Below are 23,320 nucleotides of genomic sequence, written 5' to 3'. Positions count from 1 at the left end.
CAATGACGTGCCCGGATGGGTGCGCATCAGGGAGGACGGGTCATGTTGGCGCAATGGAAGAGTCTTGCGGCTCTGGCTTTGCTTTTGAGCAGCCCAGCGTTCGCAGCCGATGAGCCGGGAGTTACCGCGACCGAGATCAAGATTGGCGGGGTGTTTCCGTTCAGCGGACCTGCATCATCGATCGGTCTCGTGGGCAAGGGCCTCATCGCCTACATTCAATCGGTGAATGACCGCGGCGGCATCAATGGCCGCAAGATCAACTACATCGCTTATGACGACGCCTACAGTCCTCCGAAAGCGGTGGAGCACGTCCGCAAGCTCGTCGAGAGCGATGAAGTGGCGTTCATGTTCAGCCAGCTCGGCACGCCCGGCCTTTCGGCCACAGCAAAATACCTGAGGGCGAAAGCGGTGCCCAGCATCGCAATCATCAGCGGCTCGTCGAAATTCACGGACGTTGGCAGTCATCCGCTGACGACGACAGGCCTTGTCAGCTACGACACCGAAGGAAAAATCTACGCCAAATATCTGACCCGGACACTGCCGAACGCCAAATACGCGATCCTCTATCAGAACGACGATCTCGGCAAAGATTACGTTAATGCCTTCAAGAGCTTTCTCGGCAAGGACTACGACCGAAAGGTCGTCAGCGCGTCCTATGAGGTCACGGAGCCAACCGTCGATTCGCAGATCACAACCCTGAAAAGCTCCGGTGCCGATGCCTTGATGATCGCGGGAACGCCGAAATTCGCAGCGCAGGCGATCCGGCAAGCTTCTGTGATCGGCTGGAAAGCGACCGTGATTATCAACTTTCCGTCCGGTTCGGTCGGAGGCACGCTCGCGCCGGCTGGCCTCGACAAATCAGTCGGTGTGATCGTTGGGACGATCAACAAGGACGTCGTGGATCCGACATGGAAAGACGATCCCGCCATGCGGGCCTATCGGGTGTTTCTCGACAAGTACTTGGCCGGCGTCGATATCACCAACGGCAGCTACCTGACCGGCTATCAGCAAGGCATCCTGCTCGAGCAAATCCTGAAGCAATGCGGCAATGACCTGTCCCGCAAGAACATTCTGGCGCAGGCCAAGAACCTCAGGGATTTCGTCGTCCCGACCGCGCTGCCCGGAATCAAGGTGAACACGAGCGAATCCGAGAACATGATCTGGACGCAGATGCGTTTGCAACGATGGACCGGATCGACCTGGGAAGCCTTCGGCGAGGTGTTGGACGCCAGGTCCGAATGATTTCGCACCAGCCAGCGTGACGGACGCGGCATTAGTTGCGTCCGAGCTTGCTCTGCGCCGGCCAAGGCCGCCGCTGGGCATGACAGGACTGCAACGCCTGCGGTCGCCTTTCAGCAATTCGGGAGATCATTTTCGATGTCGACGACCGCACTGACGTTTGCACCACGAGAGGTTTCCATCGAGCGTCGAACCGACGGCACGCTTATCTTGAGCTCGCCACTTGAATGGACGCCGTGCGACTGGCGCATCACCGATTGTCTGCCGCGCTGGGCCAATGCCGTTCCGGATCGGGTTTTCCTTGCGCAACGCAATGCGAAGGGAGGGTGGGACGAGATCACCTATGGTGAGGCATGGTCGCAGGTTCAGGCGGTCGGCCAAAGCTTGATCGATATGGGCGCTGAGCCTGCCGACAAGCTTGCGGTCCTTTCCGGAAACTCCATCGAGAACGCGGTGATCTCGTTTGCGGCGATGTCGATCGGGGTCGTTCTGGCGCCGATATCGCCAAACTACACGCTGATGCCGGGGGGCCTCGCACGTCTCAAGGACATCGCGGAAGTGCTGCGCCCGAGCTTCGTGTTCGTTCAAAGCGGACGCGACTTTTCCGCCGGCCGCGTCATTCCCGAATTGGCGGCCGCGACCTGGATCAGCGTCGATGGCGCGCCGGATACGGTGCCTTTTCAGGCTCTGGCGGCTCGAACCGGGAGCGAGGGATTCGAGCGCGCATCGCGTGAGGTGCCTTGCGACGCCGTCGCAAAGATTCTCTTCACGTCCGGTTCGACCGGCTTCCCCAAAGGGGTGCTCAACACCCATCGCATGATGGCAAGCTCCCTGCAAATGGGCAGCCTGCTCGTGTCACCTCCGGCCGTGCCGGTGCAGGTCGAATGGCTGCCCTGGCACCATACGATGGGCAGCAATGTCATCCTTCATGGCATCCTGAAGAATGGCGGGACGCTCTATATCGATGATGGCCGGCCGCTGCCGCAGCTCTTTCACAAGACGGTCGCAAATCTCAGGGAGATTTCACCAACCGCCATGTTCAACGTGCCTGCCGGCTATAACCTCTTATGTGATGCGATCGAGAACGACCTCGACCTTGGCGCCAGCGTGTTCAAGCGGATGGACCGATTGAGTTATGCCGGCGCCGCAATTTCACGGGGCACTCTGGAAAAACTCTATCGATTGACATTCGCGGCCACCGGCCGACGAATTCCTGTCATGTCGGGCTATGGCACGACCGAAACGGCGCCGACAATCAGCTCGACGCATTGGGCAACGGATCAGCCCGGGGAGATCGGTCTTCCCGCGCCGGGGCTGCAGCTCAAGCTCATCCCGGTCTCCGATACCTACGAGGCCAGGGTCAAGGGCCCTAACGTCACGCCCGGCTATCTCGAAAGGCCGGATTTGACGGAAAGGGCCTTCGATGAGGAAGGATTCTACCGCATCGGCGACACTGTCTCGTTTCTGGATCCACAGAAGCCGGAGCTTGGGCTGCGCTTTACGGGAAGAATTTCCGAGAACTTCAAGCTTGCGAATGGCACCTGGGTCTCGATCGGAAACATGCGCGCGGCAATCCTGGCCGCGACGCGCGGCGTCTTGCTCGACATCGTCGTTGCGGGCGAAAATCGCGAGGCGTGCGCGCTGCTGTGCTGGTTGAACCCGACCGAGGCAGCGCGAGTTTCAAAGAGCCCAGCCGCAGATCTGACCTGCGATCCCTTCGTGATTCAATTTCTTAGAGATCGTTTTCAGGAATATAACGAGACCGTCGGAAGCAGCGAAAGAGTTTGTTCCTTCTCTCTGCTGAAGGATCCGCCATCAATGGCTGCCGGAGAGATCACGGACAAGGCCTACGTCAACCAACGCGCAGTGCTGAAAGTTCGCTCCGAACAGGTTGAGCGTCTCTACACCAACGAACCGGGCCGCGATGTGGTCCGAGTGTAAGGGCGAGTTGAGCGACATCGCGTGTCGGCCTGACGGCGCCCGCATGCGCTTCCTCGTGTTGCTATCCGATCCGCGGTCCCTCGAGCAGCATTCCGTGGGCGGCCATCTCAAGCGGCGCGCGAGCGCGTCTTTGTCTTCCGGACCTCCGGCGCCGCCGTCGCGGGGGTGCCGCGGGCACCTGGTCCAGGGTGAGTATGAACCTCCTTGGCTGACAGCGGCTCGCCGCATTCAGAGCACACCATGACCGGATCGAAGTCCTTTCCGCACTTGCGGTGCTGGTGCAGCAGCGGTCGGCCGCGCTCGTCGACCATGTGGGTATCGCCCCAATGCACGATCGCCATCATGATCGGATAGAGGTCGAGCCCCTTCTGGGTCAGGATATATTCGTGGCGCTTCGGGGATTCCTGGTAGGGAATGCGGCGCAGGATGCCCTGCCGAACCAGCTTTTTCAGCCGTTCGGCGAGCAAGTGTCGTGTGATTCCGAGCGCCGACTGAAATCCCTCGAAGCGGCGCGTGCGCAGGAAGCATTCACGCAGGATCAGAAGAGTCCAGCGATCGCCGATCACGCCGATGGTTCGGGCCATCGAACATGGCTCTTCCTCGAGTTCTTTCCACTTCATTCACCCACTCCAATCGTCCAGCATGGGCTGTCTCCAATCGTCACGGAGGCTGGCACGAATTCTTGCATTCTAGATAGGTACTTGATTCCAAACAATACCCCTCCTGGTAGGCCAAATCAGCGGATTGTAGGTGCATTTGACAGTTCTATTTTAGAACTGTATGGTTGCCGAAAGTCGCGCTGGCGATCGGAGCGCCAGTGACCGCCATTCGCTCTCCGGGAGAAGCCGAGATGACCCTGAAGGTTGAATTCCAGTTCGATTTCGGTAGCCCGAACGCCTACCTGGCGGAAGTGGCCATCCCCGGCATTGAGCAGCGGACCGGCGTGAAATTCGCGTACATCCCGGTTCTGCTTGGCGGCATCTACAAGGCGACCGGCAACATGTCGCCGTTCGACTCGCTGCGCGGCATCAAGAACAAGCCGGAATATCAGGCGCTGGAGACCCAGCGGTTTATCCGACGTCACAACATCACGAAATTTCGCCAAAATCCCTTCTTTCCGGTCAACACGCTGATGCTGATGCGCGGTGCTGTCGCCGCCCAGTTCGAGGGCATGTTCGAGCCCTATTTCCGCGCCGCCTATCATCATATGTGGGAAGAGCCGAAGAAAATGGACGACCTCGAAATCTTCCGTCGCGCGTTTGTCTCCTCGGGTATCGATGTCGATCGGCTGTTGGCGCGTGCGCAGCAGGATGACGTCAAGAAGAGGCTGATTGATCTGACCAACGACGCCGTCAACCGGGGAGCATTCGGCTCTCCGACCTTTTTCGTCGGAAAGGAAATGTTCTTCGGCAAGGATCAGATCCGTGACGTCGAGGAATCGATCGTCGAGCAGACCAGGCAACCTGTTCCCAAGACGGCCTGACGGCGCCGACTGTCCGGGCTGAGTGGCGAAGCCGCTCTCGGACCCACAGCAAACGTAAATTCAGGGAGAATGCCCATGCCCGGCCCACTTCACGGCGTTCGAGTGCTCGATTTGACCGGCGTGGTGTCGGGCCCGTTCGCGACCATGTTTCTGGCGGATCAGGGCGCCGACGTGCTGAAGATCGAGCCGATCGGCGGCGACATTACCCGCCGCAGCCGCGCCACTATCGACAAGGAGGGCGAGTTCTCCGCGCTATTCATCTCTTCAAACCGCGGCAAGCGCTCGCTGTCGATCGACGTCAAGAGTGTGTCGGGGCGCGAGGTGCTCACCCGGCTGGTCGCGCAGGCCGATGTCCTGGTGCAGAATTTTCGGCCAGGCACCATGGAACGTCTCGGCCTCGGCGTCGGCGAATTGCGCCAGCGCCATCCGCGCCTGATCTACGTCTCCATCAGCGGGGTCGGCGATACCGGCCCCTATGTAAAGAAGCGCGTCTATGATCCGATCGTTCAGGGATTGTCGGGCTTCGCCGATATCCAGTCGCAGCCGGTCACGAACCGGCCGCAGATGATCCGCACCATCGTATGTGACAAGACCACCGCAGTGTTCACCGCTCAGGCGGTGGCGGCGGCGCTCTATGCGCGTGAGAAGACGGGGCAGGGCGACCACATCCAGGTGGCGATGCTGGATGCGATGATCTCCTACCTCTGGCCTGAAGGCATGATGCAGTACACGGTGGTCGGCGCCGAGGCGGCCACTGTCGATCCGAATGATCGGCCGGACCTGGTGTTCAAGACCAGCGACGGCTTCATCACCGCGGGCACCATCTCCGACTCCGAATGGCAGGGCTTTTGCCGCGCTTCCGGCGATCCGGAGCTTGCCAAGGATCCTCGGTTCGCGACCCCGGCGGCGCGCTCGGTCAATGCCACCGCGCGGATCAACAGGATGGCGGAATACATCAGTCAGCATACGACAGCCGAGTGGCTGGAGCGTCTCGACGCCGCGGACGTGCCCTGCGCACCAATCCTGCGCCGGAGTGAGATCATTCACAATGAACAGGTGGTGGCGCGCGGCATCATCGCCGAATTCGATCAGCCGAAGGTCGGTCGTGTCCGGCAGCCGAAGCCGGCAGCCCGTTTCGAGATCAACCAGACCGCGATCGGCGGGCCGGCCCCCCGGGTCGGCGAGCACTCGCGCGAGGTGCTGCGCGATCTCGGATACGACGACGGCGCCATCGACAAAATGATCGCCGAGCGCGCCCTGCGCGTGGCCGTGTAGGCAGAAGCGTTAGCGCTGCCAGCGATCGCTTAGAGCTTTGCCGGACCTACCGCGACGGGGGCCGCAGGAGCATTAGCCGCGACCGCTCGCTGATAGGCCGCCCGTCGCTGGATACGTTCGAGGTAGGGCAGCGCATTCTCGCAAATGCCGACGCCGTAAGCGATGGCCCAGTCGAGGCATGTCGTAAGAAGGATATCTGCGCTGCTGAAGCGCTCGCCCATGAGAAACGGCCGGCCGTCAGCCAAGGCGACTTCAACGTGGCGCAACTGGCTGCGAAAGTACTCCGCGGCTTGAGCGACGACTTCAGGTGCGACGCCATAGATGTGTCCCAGCGCATCCGCCCGGTGGCGGCGCATGACGTAAAGGCTGGTGGAATCGAGCTCGGCCACGACAAAGAAGCACCATTCGAGCCACGCGGCATGGTCGCGGATGGCCTCCGGAATCAGCGAGCGTTCCGGCGTGGAATACATGCGCGACAAATAGGCAACGATCGCGGCGCTCTCGCCGATGCAGAAGTCGCCATCCTGCAACAGCGGGATCTTCTGGCGGGGATTGAGCCGGGTATATTCAGCGGTTTTGGTTTCGCCCGTCCGTGGTCCGATCGGCTTGACCTTATAGGATAGGCCAAGTTCATGCATTGCCCAGTGTGCACGAATGGTACGGCTTGTGCCGGCGCCCCACAGCGTGAGATCGGGTGTCGCGTTCATCACCACTTCTCCACCGACGGACGAAGATCGAGTTCATGGGTCCAGCCGTCGCGGCTCTGCTGGTGCGTGAACCAATAGGCTTCTGCGATAGAGGAGGTCTTCGTCAGGCTGTCCGGCGGGATCGCGCTTGCCTCGATCCCCTTTGCCGCTTTCATGCGCTGGTGGATGGCTTCGCTATCGACGCCGGCATCGATGATGAGATGAACGACATGGATATTCTTCGGCCCAAGCTCGCGCGCCATCGCCTGGGCCACCGCGCGAAGGCCGAACTTCGCCGATGAAAACGCCGCAAAGCCCTGACCACCGCGAAGGCTGGCGGTCGCCCCGGTAAAGAAGATGGTGCCGTGCCCGCGCGGCAGCATGACGCGCGCGGCTTCACGGCCGACGAGGAATCCGGCGTAGCAGGCCAGCTCCCAGGCCTTGAAGAAGAGCTTCTCCGTGGTGTCCGCGAGCGGCTTGTTGACGTTCGATCCGGCATTGAAAAGGCAGACCTCGATCGGTCCGATGTTGCTTTCGACGTCGGAAAAGAGCTTCTGCACCTCGGCTTCCTGCCGCGCATCGACACTGAAGGCGTGGATACGACAGCCGGCAGCCGTCAGCTCGTCCACGAGCCCTTGGGATTTGGTTGCGTCGCGCCGGCAGATACAAACTGTGTATCCGCCTTTGGCAAAGCGCCGGGCGACGGCGGCCCCGATCGCATCGCCCGCGCCCACCAGGATTGCCACGCCCGGATCTTCCATCATGATCGCTCCTCCAGTAAGTTCTTATTTGATACTTATAGCTAGCTGTTCGCCGCAGCGTTGTAAACGACGTTCTGCAAAGGCCATGCAAAGCGACAGCTACTCTGCCACTCTGCCGATAAGTTGCCAGACGGCGATTTAGCGATTGACGAGTTCTAAAAAAGAACGTTAACTCCAATTCGAATAGGCCGGCCAAGCCGGGCTCGTCGTTTCGGGAGGTTGGCAGTGGCGGGATTTTTCAGGCGCGGCCGATATCGCGGGCGACCGGGTGATCACGGTGCGCGAACAGCGCATTGGGCTGGACGCTCCGGCACGGCAGAACAGCTTCAACAGGTCTAATTTAACCGGGAGACGACCCTTGCAAAAGAGAAACGCAACCGTGGCCGTGATCGGTGCCGGCGACTATATCGGCGCCGAGATCGCAAAGAAGTTTGCCTCGGAGGGCTTCACGGTGTTTGCCGGGCGCCGGAACGGCGCCAAGCTCGAGCCGCTCGTCAAGGAGATCGAGGCGGCCGGCGGCGAGATTCACGCGCGCACGCTCGATGCGCGCAAGGAGGAGGAGATCATCTCCTTCCTGGGAGACGCCGACAAGCACGCACCGCTCGAGGTCTGCATTTTCAACATCGGCGCCAACGTCAATTTCCCGATTCTGGAAACGACCGAGCGCGTCTTCCGCAAGGTCTGGGAGATGGCCTGCTATTCCGGCTTTCTCGCTGGCCGCGAAGCCGCGCGGCTGATGCTGCCTCGCGGCAAGGGCAACATCTTCTTCACCGGCGCAACGGCGAGCCTGCGCGGCGGAATTGGCTATGCAGCCTTCGCCAGTGCCAAGTTCGGTCTGCGGGCCGTTGCCCAGGCCGCGGCGCGCGAGCTGGGGCCGAAGAACATTCACGTGGCGCATCTCATCATCGACTCTGGGGTCGACACCGAATGGGTGCGCCAACGACGGATCGAGGCGCTCGGTCCGAACGCCCTCGATAATCCTGATCTGTTGATGCCGCCGGCGTCCGTCGCGGAATCCTATTGGCTGCTGTATCAGCAGCCGCGCAGCGCCTGGACCTTCGAGCTCGAGATCCGCCCCTTCGGTGAGAAGTGGTAGCGGAGACTGTTGCGATGGAGCTCAATCTTTCCAGCGAGGATGCTGCCTTTCGTGATGAGGTTCGCACATTCATTGCGGAAAACTATCCGCAGGAAATGCGCGTTCCAAATCCCGAGACCGATTTGACCAAGGAGCAGTCGCTGCTCTGGCATCGAATTCTCTACAAGAAGGGCTGGATCGCGCCGCTCTGGCCCGAGGAGTACGGCGGTCCGGGCTGGTCGATCACGCAACGCTTCATTTTTGAGCAGGAAACCTCTCGGGCCGGAACGCTGCCGCCGCTCGCGTTCAGCGTGACCATGGTCGGGCCGGTGATCTACACGTTCGGCAGCGAGGCGCAGAAGAAGAAGTTTCTGCCGCGAATCCTGTCGGGCGAAGATTGGTGGTGCCAGGGCTATTCGGAGCCGGGCTCCGGCTCGGACCTCGCGACCGTCAGAACCAAGGCGGTGCGCGAGGGTGACCATTACATCGTCAACGGGCACAAGACCTGGACCACGCTGGCGCAGCACGCCGACTGGATTTTTTGCCTGGTGCGGACGGATCCGAGCGCGAAGCCGCAATCCGGCATCTCCTTCCTGCTGATCGACATGAGGTCGCCCGGGGTGACGGTGCGGCCGATCATCACGATCGACGGCAGCCATGAAGTCAACGACGTCTTCCTCGAGAACGTCCGCGTGCCGGTGGAGAACCTTGTCGGCGAGGAGAATAAGGGCTGGACTTACGCCAAGTTCCTGCTCGGCAACGAGCGGACCAGCATGGCGGGCATCGGCCGGTCGACCCGTTACATCGGGAAGCTGAAGCAGATCGTGAAGGCCGAGATACCGGCGGACGATCCGGCACATCTCGAGTTTCTGCGGAACATTGCCCGTATTGAGCTCGATGTGCTGGCTCTGGAGGCGACCGAACTGCGCGTCGTCGCCCAGATGGCGCGCGGCATCGACCCGGGGCCGGCGGCGTCGCTGTTCAAGATCCGCGGCACCGAGATCTTCCAGAACATCACCGAACTTACTCACCGCGCGATGGGCAATTACGGCCTTGCGATCCGCGAGCATCCGGCCAGCGCCAACCATTTCATGCCGGGCCCCGACTACGGACATACCGCGTCGGAGAAATACCTGAACGCGCGCAAGCTCAGCATCTACGGCGGATCGAACGAGATCCAGCGCAACATCATCGCCAAAGCAGTGCTCGGCCTTTAGGCGCGGCGCATCGGGAGGATCGGATGGACATCCAGTTCACGGAAGAGCAGGACATGCTGCGATCCAGCGTCCAGCGTCTGCTGCGCGATCAATACGATTTCGACACGCGCCGAAAGATCGTGGCGAGCGAGCAGGGCTTCAGCCGGAAGCAGTGGGAGGCCTTCGCGGAGCTCGGCCTGCTCGCTGCGCCGTTCTCCGAGGACGCTGGCGGTCTCGGCGGCGGCGCGCTGTCGACCATGATCATCATGCAGGAGTTCGGCCGGCACCTCGTCGTCGAGCCTTTCGTCGAGACGGTCGTGCTGGCCGGGGGCCTGATCGAGCAGGCGGGCACGTCCGAGCAGAAGCAGAGCTTCATTCCCGGCATCATCGACGGCAGCAAGATCTGGGCGCTGGCCTGGACGGAGAAGGCATCCCGGTTCGATTTCGCTAACGTCGCGACCAGGGCGCGGCGTGAGGGGAGCGACTACGTTCTGAGCGGTCAGAAGACCATGGTGATCGCCGCGCCCTGGGCGGATCATCTGATCGTCTCGGCACGGACCTCTGGCGACGATCGCGACGGCGGCGTCAGCCTGTTCGTGGTCGATCGCCGCGCCGTCGGCGTCGATCTTCGGAGCTTCAAGACGATCGACGGGCGCCGGGCCGCCGAGGTCGACCTGCGTGAGGTCCACGCGCAATTGCTGGGCAGGGAAGGCGAGGGCGTCGCCGCGCTGGAGGCTTGCCGCGAGCGTGCCATCGGCGCCCTCTGCGCGGAGGCCGTCGGCGCCATCGGCGAGCTGAATTCCGCCACACTGGAATATTCCAAGACCCGCAAGCAGTTCGGCGCCACCATTGGCTCCTTCCAGGTGCTGCAACATCGGATGGTCGAAATGTTCATCGCGCATCAGGAGGCGCTCTCCCTGATGCAGCATCTCAACCTCAGCCTCTCGACGGGCGGTGCGGGACTTCCGCGGCTCGCCTCGGGCGCCAAGTCGAAGATTGGTTATGCCGGCAAGTTCGTCGCCGACCAGGCGGTGCAGCTTCATGGCGGCATGGGAATGACCGACGAGCTCAACGTCGGACACTATTTCAAGCGAATCTCCTCCATCAACATCCAGTTCGGAGATCCCGCGTTCCACCTGCTGCGCTACGCGCAGCTGGACGCGGCCGCGTAAAGAGAAGAGGCCAGCATGACGACTGAAGCAGTCATCGTTTCCACCGCAAGGACGGCCGTCGGCAAGGCCTATCGCGGCGCGCTCAACAACTCGGACGGCCCGACCATGGCCGGGCACGTGATGGGCGAAGCCGTGAAGCGCGCAGGCATCGAGCCGGGCGAGGTGGAAGACGTGGTGATGGGCTGCGCGATGCAGCAAGGCACTATGGTGATGAACGTCGCGCGCAAGGGCGCGATCCGCGCTGGCCTGCCGGTCACCGTGGCTGGCACCACCATCGACCGCCAATGTGCCTCCGGCCTGCAGGCCATCGCCGTTGCCGCGCGCTCGGTGATATCGGATGGGGTCGAGGTCGCGATCGGCGGGGGCATCGAGTCGATCAGCCTCGTGCAGAACGACCACATGAACCGGTTTCATGCCGTCGACGATGAATTGATGGCGATGAAGCCTGAAATGTACATGTCGATGCTCGAGACCGCCGAGGTCGTCGCCGAACGCTACAAGATCGGTCGCGACAAGCAGGACGAATACAGTCTCGAATGCCAACGCCGCGTCGGCGCTGCCATGCAGGCCGGCCGCTTCAACGACGAGATCGTGCCATTCACGACCAGAATGGCGCTCGTCAACAAGGACACGAAGGAGGTCACCTACGAGCAGGTGACGCTGGCAAAGGACGAAGGCCCGCGCCCGGAAACGACCGCCGAGGGCCTGGCCAGGATCAAGCCGGTGTTCGAGGGCAAGACGATCAGCGCGGGCAACGCCAGCCAGCTTTCCGACGGTGCTTCGGCCTGTGTGATCATGAGCGATAAGATTGCAGCCAGGAAGGGCCTCAAGCCGCTCGGCATCTTCCGCGGCTTCGTCGCTGTCGGCGTCGAACCCGACGAGATGGGCGTTGGTCCGGTCGCCGCGATCCCGCGGCTGCTCAAGCGCCATGGCCTGAAGATCGACGACGTCGATCTCTGGGAGCTGAACGAGGCCTACGCGGTCCAGGTGATCTATTGCCGCGACAAGCTCGGCATTGACCCTGACAAGCTCAACGTCAATGGCGGCTCGATTGCGATCGGCCATCCCTACGGCATGACAGGGGCGCGGCTCACCGGTCACCTCCTGATCGAGGGGCGGCGGCGCAAGGCGAAATACGGTGTGGTGACCATGTGCATCGGTGGTGGCATGGGCGCGGCGGGACTGTTTGAAATCATCCACTGAGCGGAAACGCGGGAGATCATTCGTGAAGACAGCGATCACTGAACTGTTCGGCATCGAGCATCCGATCATCCAGGGTGGCATGCACTATGTGGGGTTCGCCGAACTTGCCGCCGCGGTATCGAATGCCGGCGGCCTGGGGATCATCACGGGCCTGACGCAACGGACGCCGGAACTGCTGGCCAAGGAGATCGCGCGCTGCCGCGACATGACGGATAAGCCAATCGGGGTGAACCTGACCTTTCTGCCCACCTTCAGCGCGCCGCCCTATCCGGAGTACATTGCAGCGATCAGAGAGGGTGGCGTCAAGATCGTCGAAACAGCCGGGCGCAGCCCCGAACAATACATGCCGGCCCTGAAGGCAGGCGGCATCAAGGTGATCCACAAATGCACCTCCGTCCGTCATTCGCTGAAGGCCGAGCAGATCGGCTGCGATGCAGTCAGCGTCGACGGTTTTGAATGCGGCGGCCATCCGGGCGAGGATGACATGCCAAACATGATCCTGTTGCCGCGTGCGGCCGAGGAACTGAAGATCCCGTTTGTTGCTTCCGGCGGCATGGCAGATGCGCGCAGCCTGGTTGCAGCGCTGGCGATGGGGGCCGCCGGCATGAACATGGGCACCCGCTTCATCGCCACCAAGGAGGCTCCGGTGCATGAGAACGTCAAGAATGCGCTGGTCCAGGCCTCGGAGCTCGATACCCGGCTCGTCATGCGCGCGCTCCGCAACACCGAGCGGGTCCTCAACAACAAGGGCGTCGAAGATTTGCTCGAGATCGAGCGAGAGAAAGGTAAAAGCCTCAAGATCGACGACATCCATGACCAGGTGGCGGGCGTCTATCCGAAGGTGATGATCGACGGCGATATGGACGCGGGCGCTTGGAGCTGCGGCATGGTCGTGGGACTCATCCGCGACATTCCGACCGTGAAGGAACTGGTCGACCGCATCATGGCGGATGCCGAGCGACTGATCAGGGGCAGGCTTACGGGATTCCTGGACGCCGACAGCACGGCAGCCCTGAAGGTCGCATGAAGCGACGGCGAGCGGATTGGCACCTCGTAGGGCTTGCCAAGCGCGAAATGCATCCCTCCAAAGCGGTTGCAAGACCCAGGAGAACGCCGCTTCATCTGATTGCTAAAGCGCCGGCTGCGACGGCGCGTTCACGTCAGCTGGTGGAGCTTCTTCAGCGGATTGAGTTCGCTCGGCTGGCCCTGTTCCTCGCGGCCGCGCTCCGCCTCGGCCTTGCCGTCCTCGTGGAGTTCCTGATCCCCGACGATCTCGCCGACGGCCTGTTTCGCCTTGCCGGCGATCCGCCGCTTAAGACCTTTCACCTTGCCCATGGCAGCCTCCAAGCTCACGCCGCTGCCCCGGTGCCAAACGGGGAATAAGCGCCGGGGCCTGCGGTTTCGTCCAAAGTGCGTCCGACAGCAGGGGGCAGTTGCCGGAGGCGTGGGTCAGACTCCTTGGCGCGCCGATGGTTCCTCCGATCATCGCCGCGCGAGCTCGATGATCACGCCTTCGTTGCCCCGAAGCAGGATCGATGCGTCCGGCAATGGCTCGCGCGGCCGGTCCAGATGTGTTGACATCAGCAGGCGGCCACGGCCGTGCCAGTGCCATCTCCGCGGCTCGGCGGCGATGTTGAGGGCGACCAGCACTTCGCCCGTGCCTGTCACGCGCTTGAAGGCGAGGACGTCGTTTTGCGATCGCAGCGGCGCGTGGCTGCCTTCGCGAAGACAGGCATGCTCGCGCCGCAGCGCGATCAGCGCGCGAAACAATGCCAGGATGGAATGTTCGTCCCGTCTCTGCTGCGCCACGTTGGGCGCATCGCCCGGCCCCAGCGGTAGCCATGGGCTGCCTGTGGTGAATCCACCGCTCTCGCTGTCATCCCAGCGCATCGGCGCGCGCTCGGGATCGCGGCAAAGTTCATATCCCGGCACGAGCTTCTCGAAGGGATCGCGTATGCGATCGGCTGGAATGGGGACCCGTTTACGGCCGATCTCGTCGCCCATGAAGAAAAACGGCGTTCCCCGCAGCGTCATCAACAGCATCGCGAGCACGCGCATCTGCGCCGCACCGATCTTGCTCGCGATCCGCTGCTTGTCGTGCCCGCCGATCACCCATACCGGCCAAGCGTCCTTGGGAATGGCGTTGAGATAGGCATCGATGGTCGCCTGTAGCGACAGCGCGTCCCATTGCGAGTCCAGCAGCGCGAAATTCAGCGGCAGGTGCAGGCGCGGTCGATCGTTGCCGTAGAAGTGCCCGATCCGGTCGGTCTTGCCCTGAACTTCGCCGCACAATAGCCGGTCCGGATAGCCATCGATCACCTCACGGATGAATTCGATGCACGACATCGTCTCCGGACGGTCGTCGGTAAACACGGACGTATGGCGTTGCGGCGGCGGCTTGTCCTTGGCTTGCGGGTTTGGTGGATTGTCGCGCAACAGATCGTCCTTGATCAGCACGGCGCTGGCATCGACACGAAAGCCGTCGACTCCGCGGTCGAGCCAGAAATGCATGACATCGGCGATCGCAGCCCTTACGTCCGGATTGCGCCAGTTCAGGTCAGGCTGCTCGACCAGAAAGGAGTGGTAGTAATATTGCCGCCGCGCGTCACACCACTCCCAGGCGCTACCGCCGAAACGACTCAGCCAGTTGTTCGGCGGTCCGCCATTCTCGGCCGGATCGGCCCAGATGTACCAATCGGACTTTGCGCTGTGGCGCGAACTGCTGCTCTCGACGAACCAGGCGTGGTCGTCGGCAGTGTGATTGGGGACGAGGTCGAGAATGAGCCGGATCCCTTCCGCGTGCAGGGCGCTGACGAGGCGATCGAATTCGTCGAGCGTGCCGAAGCCCGGGTCGATTGAACAATAATCGGAGATATCATAGCCGAGATCGCGAAAGGGACTGCGGTAGATCGGCGTGAGCCACACCGCATCGATGCCGAGCCATCTCAAATAGTCTAGCCGCGACATTAAGCCGGCGAGGTCGCCTTTGCCGTCGCCATTGGAATCCTGGAACGAGATCGGCGCGATTTCATAGATGACCGCGGATTGCCACCACGCGCGTTCGTCACGGGATTTGGTCATTGCCTCGATTTCACCTCGTTGCAGGTGGCCTCTCGATAAAGCTCTGGAAACGGACAGCGATGGCGCAGCTCGTGAGCTTGATGATGGCGTCGCGCGGGTCCTGGATTTCCGGGTCGGTGACGGTGTCGCACCGGATGTCCGCCTTGCCATGCCAAACGAGCGCCTTGATCTCGGTCCTCCGCCATCAATCATGTGGCATCTAAGTTCAGGCATGAACGATGGTTGCTATGCGGCGCGAAATTCTTCGCACTGCACGGGCCCCGTGCGGGAATAGGAACAGCTGGCCGGTCGAGCGATTGGGCATCATCATCCCAACCCGCGAGGATACGCCCTATGGCCGCCAATCAATTCGCCGTCGTCACCGGCGCCTCAACCGGTATCGGCCTGGAACTTGCTAGGTGCTGCGCCCAAGCAGGTTTCAATCTTGTCATCGCCGCGGACGAGGCCGCGATCGAGGGGGTGGCCGTCGACCTCCGTAGGTTCGGCGGCAGCGTGGAGCCGGTCGAGACCGATCTCGCCACCATTGAGGGCGTCGACAAGCTCTGCGCCGCGGTCGCCGACCGTCCGATCGACGCGCTGCTGGCCAATGCCGGCATAGGCCTTGGCAGGGCCTTCCTCGACCAAGACTTCCAGCGCATCAGGCACGTCATCGATACCAACATCACCGGCACGCTCTATCTGATCCATCGCGCCGGCAATGCGATGCTGCGACGCAACTCCGGGCGCATTCTCATCACGGGCTCGATCGCCGGCTTCATGCCCGGCAGCTTCGAGGCGGTGTACAACGCCTCCAAAGCTTTTCTCGACTCGTTCTCCTTCGCTCTGCGCGAAGAGCTGCGCGATAGCGGCGTCACCGTCACTTGCCTGATGCCTGGCGCCACTGACACCGAATTCTTCCGCCGCGCCGACATGATGGACACGAAGGTTGGCACCGAGCAGAAGGATGGCGCCTACGAGGTCGCCAAGGCCGGCTTCGATGCAATGCTGCGAGGTGAGGCCGACGTCGTCACCGGGCTGAAGAACAAGATCCAAGCGACGGTCGCCTCCATCACGCCGAACGAGATGCTGGCCAAGCAGCATCGGAAGTTGGCCGAGCCCGGCACGGCGAAATCGTAGCGCGAGAGTGCACCAACTCTCGCGGCACGCCGTAGACGGTGTCTGCTGTGATGGCGCTGACCTTCTGTGCGTAACGACGGGCCCGCCGACCGCAGAGGAGGACTGGCCTTGGTAAACATGGCCGCTGCATCATCATCGAAGACCACGGTCTATGCCGCACTTGCCGGCAATGTGCTCGTCGCGGTCACCAAGATCGGCGCCGCCATCTGGACGGGAAGCTCGGCGATGATGAGCGAGGCCGTGCACTCTGCGGTCGACACCTCCAACGAGGTGCTGCTGCTCTATGGCTACCGTCGTGCCAGCCGCCCAGCGGACGAATCCCATCCACTCGGCTACGGGCGCGAGCTGTATTTCTGGAGCTTCATCGTCGCCCTGGTGATCTTTGCGCTCGGTTCGGGCGTCTCGCTCTATCAGGGGGTCGTGCATGTTGCCGCGCCTGAGCGGATCGAGGATCCCATCGTCAGCTTCATCGTGCTCGGGCTGTCGTTCCTGTTCGAGGGCGCATCGTGGCTGGTCGCCCTGCGACGTTTCCGCTTCGACGCGGCGCGGTTCGGCTACTATCGGGCCTTTGTCCGCAGCAAGGACCCGCCTGCATTCATGGTGCTGCTCGAGGATAGTGCGGCGCTGGTCGGCATCGTCATTGCGGCAGCGGCCACGGCGGCGGCGGTGTGGCTGGAGCAACCGGTGTGGGACGGCGTCGGCTCGATCCTGATAGGGATTCTGCTGGGGATCACGTCCGTCGGGCTCGCCCGCGAGAGCAAGAGTCTGCTGATCGGTGAGCCGGCGCACCCTGAGCTTGCGCGGTCGATCCTCGAGATCGCCCGGCGCTCGCCGGGGGTGCTGCAGGCCAATGGGCTCCTGACGGTCCAACTATCCCCGGACGAGATTGTCGCCGCCCTCAGCGTCGAGTTCACCGACGAGAAGCGCGCCGACGATATTGAGCAATGCGTGATCTCGCTCGAAAGAGAAATCCGCAAGCATCATCCGAGCGTCGCAGCCCTGTTCATCAAGCCGCAGACGAACGCGCGCTTTCACGCCGTTCGGGCGAAACGCAGGGGTGGAAGAGCCCAGAGCCATCAATGACCCGAGAGGCGCTCGCCCCGGTGCGCTCCCTCTGCGGAGCGGACCGTTCAAGCCTTCCGTATCAACTCCCCTGGCCGGCCTTGGCCGAATAGAGCTCTGCAAAGCGCTCCCGCAATAGGTTTTTCTGTACCTTGCCCATGGTGTTGCGCGGAAGCGTCTCGACGAAGATGATGCCCTTAGGCTGCTTGAATTTCGCCAGCCGTCCGGACAGCGCTGCGAGAATGGTGCGTTCGTCCACGGACGAGCCCGGCGACCGGACGACGGCAGCCGTGACGCCCTCGCCGAAATCGGCATGCGGCACGCCGACGACGGCACTTTCGGAGACCCCCGGGACGGCGTCGATCTCCGTCTCGATCTCCTTCGGATAGACGTTGAAGCCGCCGGTGATGATGAGATCCTTGCCGCGGCCGACGATGTGCAGATAGCCATTTGCATCGAGCTTGCCGAGGTCGCCGGTGATGAAGAAGCCGTCGCTGCGGAATTCGGCCGCGGTCTTGTCCGGCATGTTCCAGTAGCCCGCAAACACGTTCGGCCCCTTCACTTCGATCATGCCGACCTCGTTCGTGGGCAGCGCCGCACCGCTCTCGGGATCGGCGATCCGAACTTCGACCGCGGGCAGGGGGCGACCCACGGAGCCCGGAATGCGCTGGCCGTCATAGGGATTGGAGGCGATCATTCCGGTCTCCGTCATGCCGTAGCGCTCCAGGATCGCGTGTCCGGTCCTCGCCTGCCAGGCGCGGTGAGTCTCGGCAAGGAGCGGCGCCGAGCCGGCGACGAACAGCCTCATGTTGGCGGTCGTGCGCTCGTTCAGGTTCGTGCTCTCGAGCAGGCGTACATAGAAGGTCGGCACGCCCATCAGCACGGTGCTGCGCGCCATCGTCGCCAGAATGCGCTCTGCGTCGAACTTCTGCATGAACAGGATGCGCCCGCGCGCGGCAAACGTGACGTTGCAGGCCACGAAGAGCCCGTGAACGTGGTAGATCGGCAGCGCGTGGATCAGCACGTCCTTGCTGGAATAGCGCCACTCTTCAACCAGCGTCAGGGCGTTCGAGGCCAGATTGCCGTGCGTCAGCATGGCGCCCTTCGAGCGGCCGGTCGTGCCGGAGGTGTAGAGAATGGCGGCGAGGTCGTCATTCCCCCTGGCCACGGTGTCGAATGCAATCGGGAAGTCCGCCGCGGCATCGGCGAGCGAGCCCTTGCCGTGGTGATCGAGCGTCTCGACCCGGCCGCCTGCCTTGGCAGCAATGGCGCGCAGGTCGGCTTCTTCCTTTGGATCGCACACGATCAATGTCGGCTGCGCGTCGCGGACAAAGTACTCGGTTTCGGCCGGTGTATAGGCGGTGTTCAGCGGCAGATAGACGGCACCGGAGCGGAGCGTTGCGAGATAGAGGGCGATGGCCTCGACGGATTTCTCGACCTTGGCAGCGACACGGTGGTCCGGACCGATGCCAATCCTGGCGAGGAAGTTCGCAAACTTGCCGCTGAGGGCGGCGAGTTCGGCGTAGTTCAACGTCGCGCCGTCCTCCTTCTCAATGCAGATGGACTGATCGGACTCCGCAGAGCCAAGCAGGCGGTCGTACAGGTTCCAGGTCATGACGAGATCTTCCGTTGAGAGTTGGATTGGGGACTCGGAACGAGGTCGCGCGATGACAATTTCGCGCGGAGCGCCTTCTTCACCTTGTCGGACGCCACCACGGTGCCGGCTTCCGCAAAAGCTTCGTGGTTCGCCTCGATGTGCTCGAGCGCGTAAAGATAGTTCACCATCAGCCCGTAGGACTGCTTCATGCCCTTGGCCGAAGCATCCCCCAGGAAATTCAGCCGCTCCAGGCGCGCGCCGTTGCCGAGATGGAAGCGGGCGACCGGATCGACCGGCTTGCCTGACGGCAGCTTCGCCTTCAGGAAGTAGTAGGCCGCAAGCGCGGTGATGGCCTCTTTCGCCTGCGCGATGTCGCCGCCGTCATCGAGCGCGGCCAAAGCGCGTCTCGTCTCCTCATCGATCGCGCCGGAGGCCTCTGTCTTGAGCTCGCGTCGCACCCAGCCGGCAAAGCCGGGAGCGGGCGACAGCGTGACGAAGGTCTTCAGGTTCGGCAGCTCGCGGGCGAGGTCCTGCACCACCTGCTTGATCAGGAAATTGCCGAACGAGACGCCTGCTAGGCCCTTCTGCGTATTCGAGATCGAGTAGAACACGGCAGTTGTCGCCTCACGCGCGGCAATCGCCTGGCGCGATTTGTCGAGCAATGGGCCGATCGCGCCGGGAATCTCCTTGGTGAGCGCGACCTCGACGAAGATCAGCGGCTCGTCGACGAGCTGCGGATGAAAGAACGCGTAGCAGCGGCGATCCGGCGGCTCGAGCCGGTTGCGTAAGTCCTCCCAGTCCTGGATGGCATGGACGGCCTCATACTTGATGATCTTCTCGAGGATGTTGGCGGACGTCGTCCAATCGATCGGCCGCAGCACGAGGAAGCCCCTGTTGAACCAGGACGAGAACAGATGGACGAAATCGTCGTCGACCGGCTGGAGCTCGGGATGCTCGCGCAGCAGCGAGAGCAGCACCTCCCGCATGCGAACCAGCGACGAAGTCCCGCCGGGCGCCAGATTGAGGCGCCGGATCAACTCCTGCCGGCGCGGCTCGGCGGCGGCATGGAGCGCCTCGAGCTTGCTTCCGTCGCCGCCCTCCTTGCGTTGGTAGGCCGCGATCGCGAGCTCGATCGCGCGACGGTCGGGCCCGAACCGGTCGGCGAGCGAGGCGAGGAATTTCAGCCGCTGCGGCTCGCCGGCCTGCTCGAAAGCCGCAAGCAGCGATTGCGCGATCGCAACGCCGGAGGCTTCGCCGCGCCTGGAGAGCAGCGCTTCACCCAGAAGGGCGAGATCGCGATCCTCGCCTGGCTCACGATCCGGTTTGATGCCCAGAACCGCGCGGCCACGTTGCGTCAAGGTATCGATGAGCCCTTGCAGGAATTCGGGCGCCGTGATGCGTCCGGATCTCGTGTCGTTCAGCATCGTTCATGCCTCCTCGGTTAACGCGACGGGGCGCCCATCACCAGGTTCGGCAGCCAGGTGGAGATCGAGGGCGCCAGGCAAAGCAGGACGACCGCGAACGCCATCAGGAGCACGAAGGGCAGCGTCCCCCAGATCACGTCCCGCAACGGGATGTCCGGCGCGATGTTCCTGATGACGAAGATGTTGAGTCCGACCGGTGGATGAATGAGGCCCATCTCCATCACGATCGTCATCACTACGCCGAACCAGATCAGGTCGAAGCCGGCGTCCTTGAGCGGCGGCAGGATGATCGGCGCAGTCATCAGAATGATCGAGACCGGAGGCAGGAAGAAGCCGAGCACGACCACCAGCACCAGGATTGCGGCCAGTAGCACCCAGCGCGAGAGCTGCATCGCGACGATCGCCTGCGCCGCCGCCTGGCTGATGTGGAGATAGCTCATCACGTAGGAGTAGAGCAGCGACATGCCGATGATCAGCATCAGCATGGTCGATTCCTTCAGCGTCGATTCCAGGATCGGGCCGAGATCCCGCGGGCGCCACACGCCATAGATCGAGGCGATCAGGACCAGCGCCAGGATGCCGCCGAGGCCTGCGGTTTCCGACGGCGTGGCATAGCCGCCATAGAGTGCGATCATGACGCCGCTGAGCAGCACGACGAAGGGGAGCACCCGCGGCAGCGCACCGAACCGCATCGCCATGGTGAAGCGCTCATTCGAAAGGATCGGATGCTGCGCAGGGTCCGCGGCATAAGCGCGCTCTGCCGCGGCGTATTCGGACTTGAATCTCAACACCGCATACGTCGCAAACAGCAGCACCAGGAGAAGGCCCGGGCCGATGCCGGCGAGGAAGAGACGCCCGAGCGACTGCTCCGCTGCGACCGCGTACAGGATCATGGTGATCGAGGGCGGCAGCAGGATGCCCAGCGTGCCGCCGGCTGCGATGACGCCCGCAGCAAAGCCGCCGGAGTAGCCGCGCTTGCGCATTTCGGGAATGCCGGCCGAACCGATGGCCGAGCACGTCGCCGGAGATGATCCGGCCATCGCAGCGAACAGCGCGCACGCGAACACATTGGCGATGCCGAGCCCACCCGGGATGCGGCCCATCCAGACGTGCAACGCGCTGTAGAGGTCCTGTCCCGCCTTCGACTTGCCGATCGCGGCGCCCTTCAGGATGAAGAGCGGGATCGCCAGCAGCGTGATCGAAGCCATCTCCTCGTACACGTTCTGCGTCACCGTATCGAGCGATGCAGCGGGCATGAAGAAATACATGAAGATAACGGCGACGGCACCGAGCGCCAGCGCGATCGGCATGCCCGAGGCCATGACGGCGAGCGTGGCCCCGCCATACATCAGTCCGACGGCAAACGTGCTCACTTGCTCCTCCATCCGTCGACGCGCGAGGCGAGCTGAAGCGCGATCTGCACCGTCATCAGCGTCATCCCGAGTGACATCATGCTGTAGGGAATCCACAGCGGCGGGGCCCAGGTCGATCCGGACACCTGTCCGTCGACCCATGCCTCGTGGAATAGCGTCCAGGATTTCCAGGCGAAGAAGCAGCAGAACAGCAGGCTCACGGTGTCGACCACGAGCATGCGGATCGCATTGCCGCGCTTCGACAGATAGCCGGTGAGAGCCTCGATGCCGATGTGGCCGCGTCCGGCTTGTACGAACGCGGTCGACAGGAACGTGGCGCCGACCAGCAGGAACACCGCGGCCTCGTCCTGCCAATAGGTCGCCGCGTTGAAGAAATAGCGCGCGGCCACGCTGTAGCTCAGGATCGTGCTCGCGACGATGAGTGCGATCGAGCAGAGGACGACGATCGTCCTGTTGAGCAGGGTCATCGCGCGATTCATCCGTCCCACCGTGGAGCCGGGTCGCGCTGCCGTCATGACGACGGAGTGGCCGAGATCGACGCCGTGCGCGCTCATGATCCGGCCTCCATGGCGAGCTTGATCAGGCGGGCGCAGTTCTCGTTCTTTTTGGCGTAATCCTTCCAGGCCGTGTCGCGCGCAAGCTCCCGCCACGCCTGAACCGTCTTGTCGTCGAGATCATGCACGGTCGCGCCGGCGGCCTGGTAGACCTTGGCCACGCGGACGTCGTCTTCCATCGCCGCGGTGCGGCCGAACGCTTCCAGCTCGGCGCCGACCGAGACGATGATGTCGCGCTCCTCGCTCGAAAGCCGATCGAACACCGCCTTCGACATCACGAGCGGCTCGAGCATGAACCAGTAGCTCTTGGCGCGGCCGGTCGTCAGATGCTTGGCGAGCTCTTCCAGTCGGAACGAGGTCAGGCTGGTGGAGGAGGTGAGGGCGGCATCGCAGGCGCCGGTCTGCATTGCCGCATAGAGTTCATTGGAAGGGAGCGACAGCACCGAGGCGCCGGCGGCCTGGAGCACGAGATCCATCTCGCGCGAGCCGCCGCGGATTTTCATGCCCTTGGCATCCGCGACCTCGACCAGCGGTCGCGCACGGCTGGCGACGCCGCCGGCCTGCCAGATCCAGGTGATGATGACGAGGCCCTTGGCGGCGAGAAACTTGCTGAACTCCTGGCCGATCGGCTTGTTCTTCCAGCCGAGGCCTTCGTCGTAACCGGTGACGAGGCTCGGCATCAGGCCGATGTTCAGTTCGGGAAGATCGCCGCCGGCGTAGGAGATCGGAATGAGGCTCATGTCGAGCGCGCCTTTGCGCATCGCCGAGACCTGCGCGTTGGTCTTCATCAGCGACGAGCCCGGATAGGTCTCGGCGGTCATCGCGCCCTTGCTGCGCTCCTGGATCAGGGCCGCGAAACGCCGGCAGAGCCGGTCGCGAAAATCGCCCTCGGTCGCCGTGCCACCCGGAAATTGGTGCGAGATCTTCAGGGTCGTGGCCGCGCGCGCTTCTCCGAACCGGAGCAGCGCCGGGGCTGCGATTCCCAAGGCCAGGGCTCGGCGTCTTGAAATCCTCATTCCATACCTCCCGGAGTTGAATTGCATTTTTTATTTCTAATATTGCATACAATCAACACATGAACT

General features: G+C 62.8%; 21 protein-coding genes. 11 read left to right on the top strand and 10 right to left on the bottom strand.

From position 1 onward, the window contains the following. Positions 1–42 precede the first annotated feature (42 nt). Together LRP30_RS29040 and LRP30_RS29035 are read left to right on the top strand one after the other, a co-directional pair. A complete protein-coding gene (locus tag LRP30_RS29040) occupies positions 43–1,242 on the top strand; it encodes an ABC transporter substrate-binding protein (RefSeq protein ID WP_249756947.1) in 1,200 nt (399 codons plus the stop codon). Between the two features lie 135 nt (positions 1,243–1,377). Next, on the top strand, positions 1,378–3,180 hold the full coding sequence (locus tag LRP30_RS29035) for an AMP-binding protein (RefSeq protein ID WP_249756946.1): 1,803 nt from the start codon (positions 1,378–1,380) through the stop codon (positions 3,178–3,180). A 107-nt stretch (positions 3,181–3,287) separates the two neighbouring features. Here LRP30_RS29035 and LRP30_RS29030 read toward each other — a convergent pair whose 3' ends face one another. Next, positions 3,288–3,800, bottom strand: a complete 513-nt coding sequence (locus tag LRP30_RS29030) for a helix-turn-helix domain-containing protein (protein ID WP_091878246.1) — start codon at positions 3,798–3,800, stop codon at positions 3,288–3,290. A gap of 230 nt (positions 3,801–4,030) precedes the next feature. Between LRP30_RS29030 and LRP30_RS29025 the strand changes: the two genes are divergently transcribed. Together LRP30_RS29025 and LRP30_RS29020 are read left to right on the top strand one after the other, a co-directional pair. Next, on the top strand, positions 4,031–4,663 hold the full coding sequence (locus LRP30_RS29025; protein ID WP_249756945.1) for a 2-hydroxychromene-2-carboxylate isomerase: 633 nt from the start codon (positions 4,031–4,033) through the stop codon (positions 4,661–4,663). A gap of 75 nt (positions 4,664–4,738) precedes the next feature. Further along, positions 4,739–5,938, top strand: coding sequence for a CoA transferase (locus LRP30_RS29020; protein WP_249756944.1), 1,200 nt, complete (start codon positions 4,739–4,741; stop codon positions 5,936–5,938). 29 nt (positions 5,939–5,967) lie between these two features. On the opposite strand, the gene LRP30_RS29015 is transcribed toward LRP30_RS29020, so the two are convergent. Continuing rightward, positions 5,968–6,645, bottom strand: a complete 678-nt coding sequence (locus LRP30_RS29015) for a glutathione S-transferase family protein (protein WP_249761851.1) — start codon at positions 6,643–6,645, stop codon at positions 5,968–5,970. Beyond that, on the bottom strand, positions 6,645–7,388 hold the full coding sequence (locus LRP30_RS29010) for an SDR family NAD(P)-dependent oxidoreductase (RefSeq protein ID WP_249756943.1): 744 nt from the start codon (positions 7,386–7,388) through the stop codon (positions 6,645–6,647). Before LRP30_RS29010 ends, LRP30_RS29015 begins: the two co-directional genes overlap by 1 nt. A 355-nt stretch (positions 7,389–7,743) precedes the next feature. On the opposite strand from LRP30_RS29010, the gene LRP30_RS29005 reads away from it, so the two are divergent. The 5 genes from LRP30_RS29005 to LRP30_RS28985 are packed head-to-tail and all read left to right on the top strand — an operon-like array spanning position 7,744 to position 13,058. After that, positions 7,744–8,481, top strand: coding sequence for an SDR family oxidoreductase (locus LRP30_RS29005; RefSeq protein ID WP_249756942.1), 738 nt, complete (start codon positions 7,744–7,746; stop codon positions 8,479–8,481). Between the two features lie 14 nt (positions 8,482–8,495). Beyond that, positions 8,496–9,677 carry an acyl-CoA dehydrogenase family protein gene (locus LRP30_RS29000; protein ID WP_249756941.1) on the top strand — a complete coding sequence of 394 codons (1,182 nt, stop codon included), beginning with the start codon at positions 8,496–8,498 and terminating at the stop codon, positions 9,675–9,677. Positions 9,678–9,700: 23 nt separating this feature from the next. Next, positions 9,701–10,828, top strand: a complete 1,128-nt coding sequence (locus LRP30_RS28995; protein ID WP_249756940.1) for an acyl-CoA dehydrogenase family protein — start codon at positions 9,701–9,703, stop codon at positions 10,826–10,828. A 15-nt stretch (positions 10,829–10,843) separates the two neighbouring features. After that, entirely contained in the window at positions 10,844–12,031 is a 1,188-nt protein-coding gene (locus LRP30_RS28990; RefSeq protein ID WP_249756939.1) for an acetyl-CoA C-acyltransferase, read from the top strand. Positions 12,032–12,053: 22 nt separating this feature from the next. After that, on the top strand, positions 12,054–13,058 hold the full coding sequence (locus LRP30_RS28985; RefSeq protein WP_128932400.1) for a nitronate monooxygenase family protein: 1,005 nt from the start codon (positions 12,054–12,056) through the stop codon (positions 13,056–13,058). A 128-nt stretch (positions 13,059–13,186) separates the two neighbouring features. On the opposite strand, the gene LRP30_RS28980 is transcribed toward LRP30_RS28985, so the two are convergent. Continuing rightward, positions 13,187–13,366: a CsbD family protein gene (locus LRP30_RS28980; RefSeq protein ID WP_128932401.1), complete on the bottom strand. Its 180-nt coding sequence runs from the start codon at positions 13,364–13,366 to the stop codon at positions 13,187–13,189. A 147-nt stretch (positions 13,367–13,513) separates the two neighbouring features. Continuing rightward, entirely contained in the window at positions 13,514–15,112 is a 1,599-nt protein-coding gene (locus tag LRP30_RS28975; protein WP_249756938.1) for an alpha-amylase family glycosyl hydrolase, read from the bottom strand. Positions 15,113–15,445: 333 nt separating this feature from the next. Here LRP30_RS28975 and LRP30_RS28965 point away from each other — a divergent pair, with 333 nt between their 5' ends. Both LRP30_RS28965 and LRP30_RS28960 read left to right on the top strand, forming a co-directional pair. Then, a complete protein-coding gene (locus LRP30_RS28965; RefSeq protein WP_249756937.1) occupies positions 15,446–16,228 on the top strand; it encodes an SDR family NAD(P)-dependent oxidoreductase in 783 nt (260 codons plus the stop codon). 117 nt (positions 16,229–16,345) lie between these two features. Beyond that, positions 16,346–17,311 (top strand): cation diffusion facilitator family transporter, encoded by a 966-nt coding sequence (locus tag LRP30_RS28960; protein ID WP_249761850.1) that lies wholly within the window; start codon positions 16,346–16,348, stop codon positions 17,309–17,311. A gap of 61 nt (positions 17,312–17,372) precedes the next feature. Here the strand turns inward: LRP30_RS28960 and LRP30_RS28955 are convergent, their stop codons facing one another. The 5 genes from LRP30_RS28955 to dctP are packed head-to-tail and all read right to left on the bottom strand — an operon-like array spanning position 17,373 to position 23,254. Beyond that, the gene (locus tag LRP30_RS28955) at positions 17,373–18,905 is read right to left on the bottom strand and encodes a malonyl-CoA synthase (RefSeq protein ID WP_249756936.1); all 1,533 of its coding nucleotides are present in this window, start codon (positions 18,903–18,905) and stop codon (positions 17,373–17,375) included. Beyond that, on the bottom strand, positions 18,902–20,311 hold the full coding sequence (locus LRP30_RS28950; protein WP_249756935.1) for a malonyl-CoA decarboxylase: 1,410 nt from the start codon (positions 20,309–20,311) through the stop codon (positions 18,902–18,904). Before LRP30_RS28950 ends, LRP30_RS28955 begins: the two co-directional genes overlap by 4 nt. Positions 20,312–20,328: 17 nt before the next feature. After that, on the bottom strand, positions 20,329–21,684 hold the full coding sequence (locus tag LRP30_RS28945; protein WP_249756934.1) for a TRAP transporter large permease: 1,356 nt from the start codon (positions 21,682–21,684) through the stop codon (positions 20,329–20,331). Beyond that, complete coding sequence (locus tag LRP30_RS28940) at positions 21,681–22,199, bottom strand: TRAP transporter small permease (protein ID WP_249761849.1); 519 nt, start codon at positions 22,197–22,199, stop codon at positions 21,681–21,683. Before LRP30_RS28940 ends, LRP30_RS28945 begins: the two co-directional genes overlap by 4 nt. Before the next feature lie 35 nt (positions 22,200–22,234). Next, positions 22,235–23,254 carry a TRAP transporter substrate-binding protein DctP gene (dctP, locus tag LRP30_RS28935; protein WP_249756933.1) on the bottom strand — a complete coding sequence of 340 codons (1,020 nt, stop codon included), beginning with the start codon at positions 23,252–23,254 and terminating at the stop codon, positions 22,235–22,237. Positions 23,255–23,320 lie beyond the last annotated feature (66 nt).

This window comes from Bradyrhizobium sp. C-145 (assembly GCF_023375135.1).
Lineage (GTDB): Bacteria > Pseudomonadota > Alphaproteobacteria > Rhizobiales > Xanthobacteraceae > Bradyrhizobium > Bradyrhizobium zhanjiangense.
Note: the sequence above shows the minus strand (reverse complement) of the source record. Positions and strands in the feature narration are given on the sequence as shown.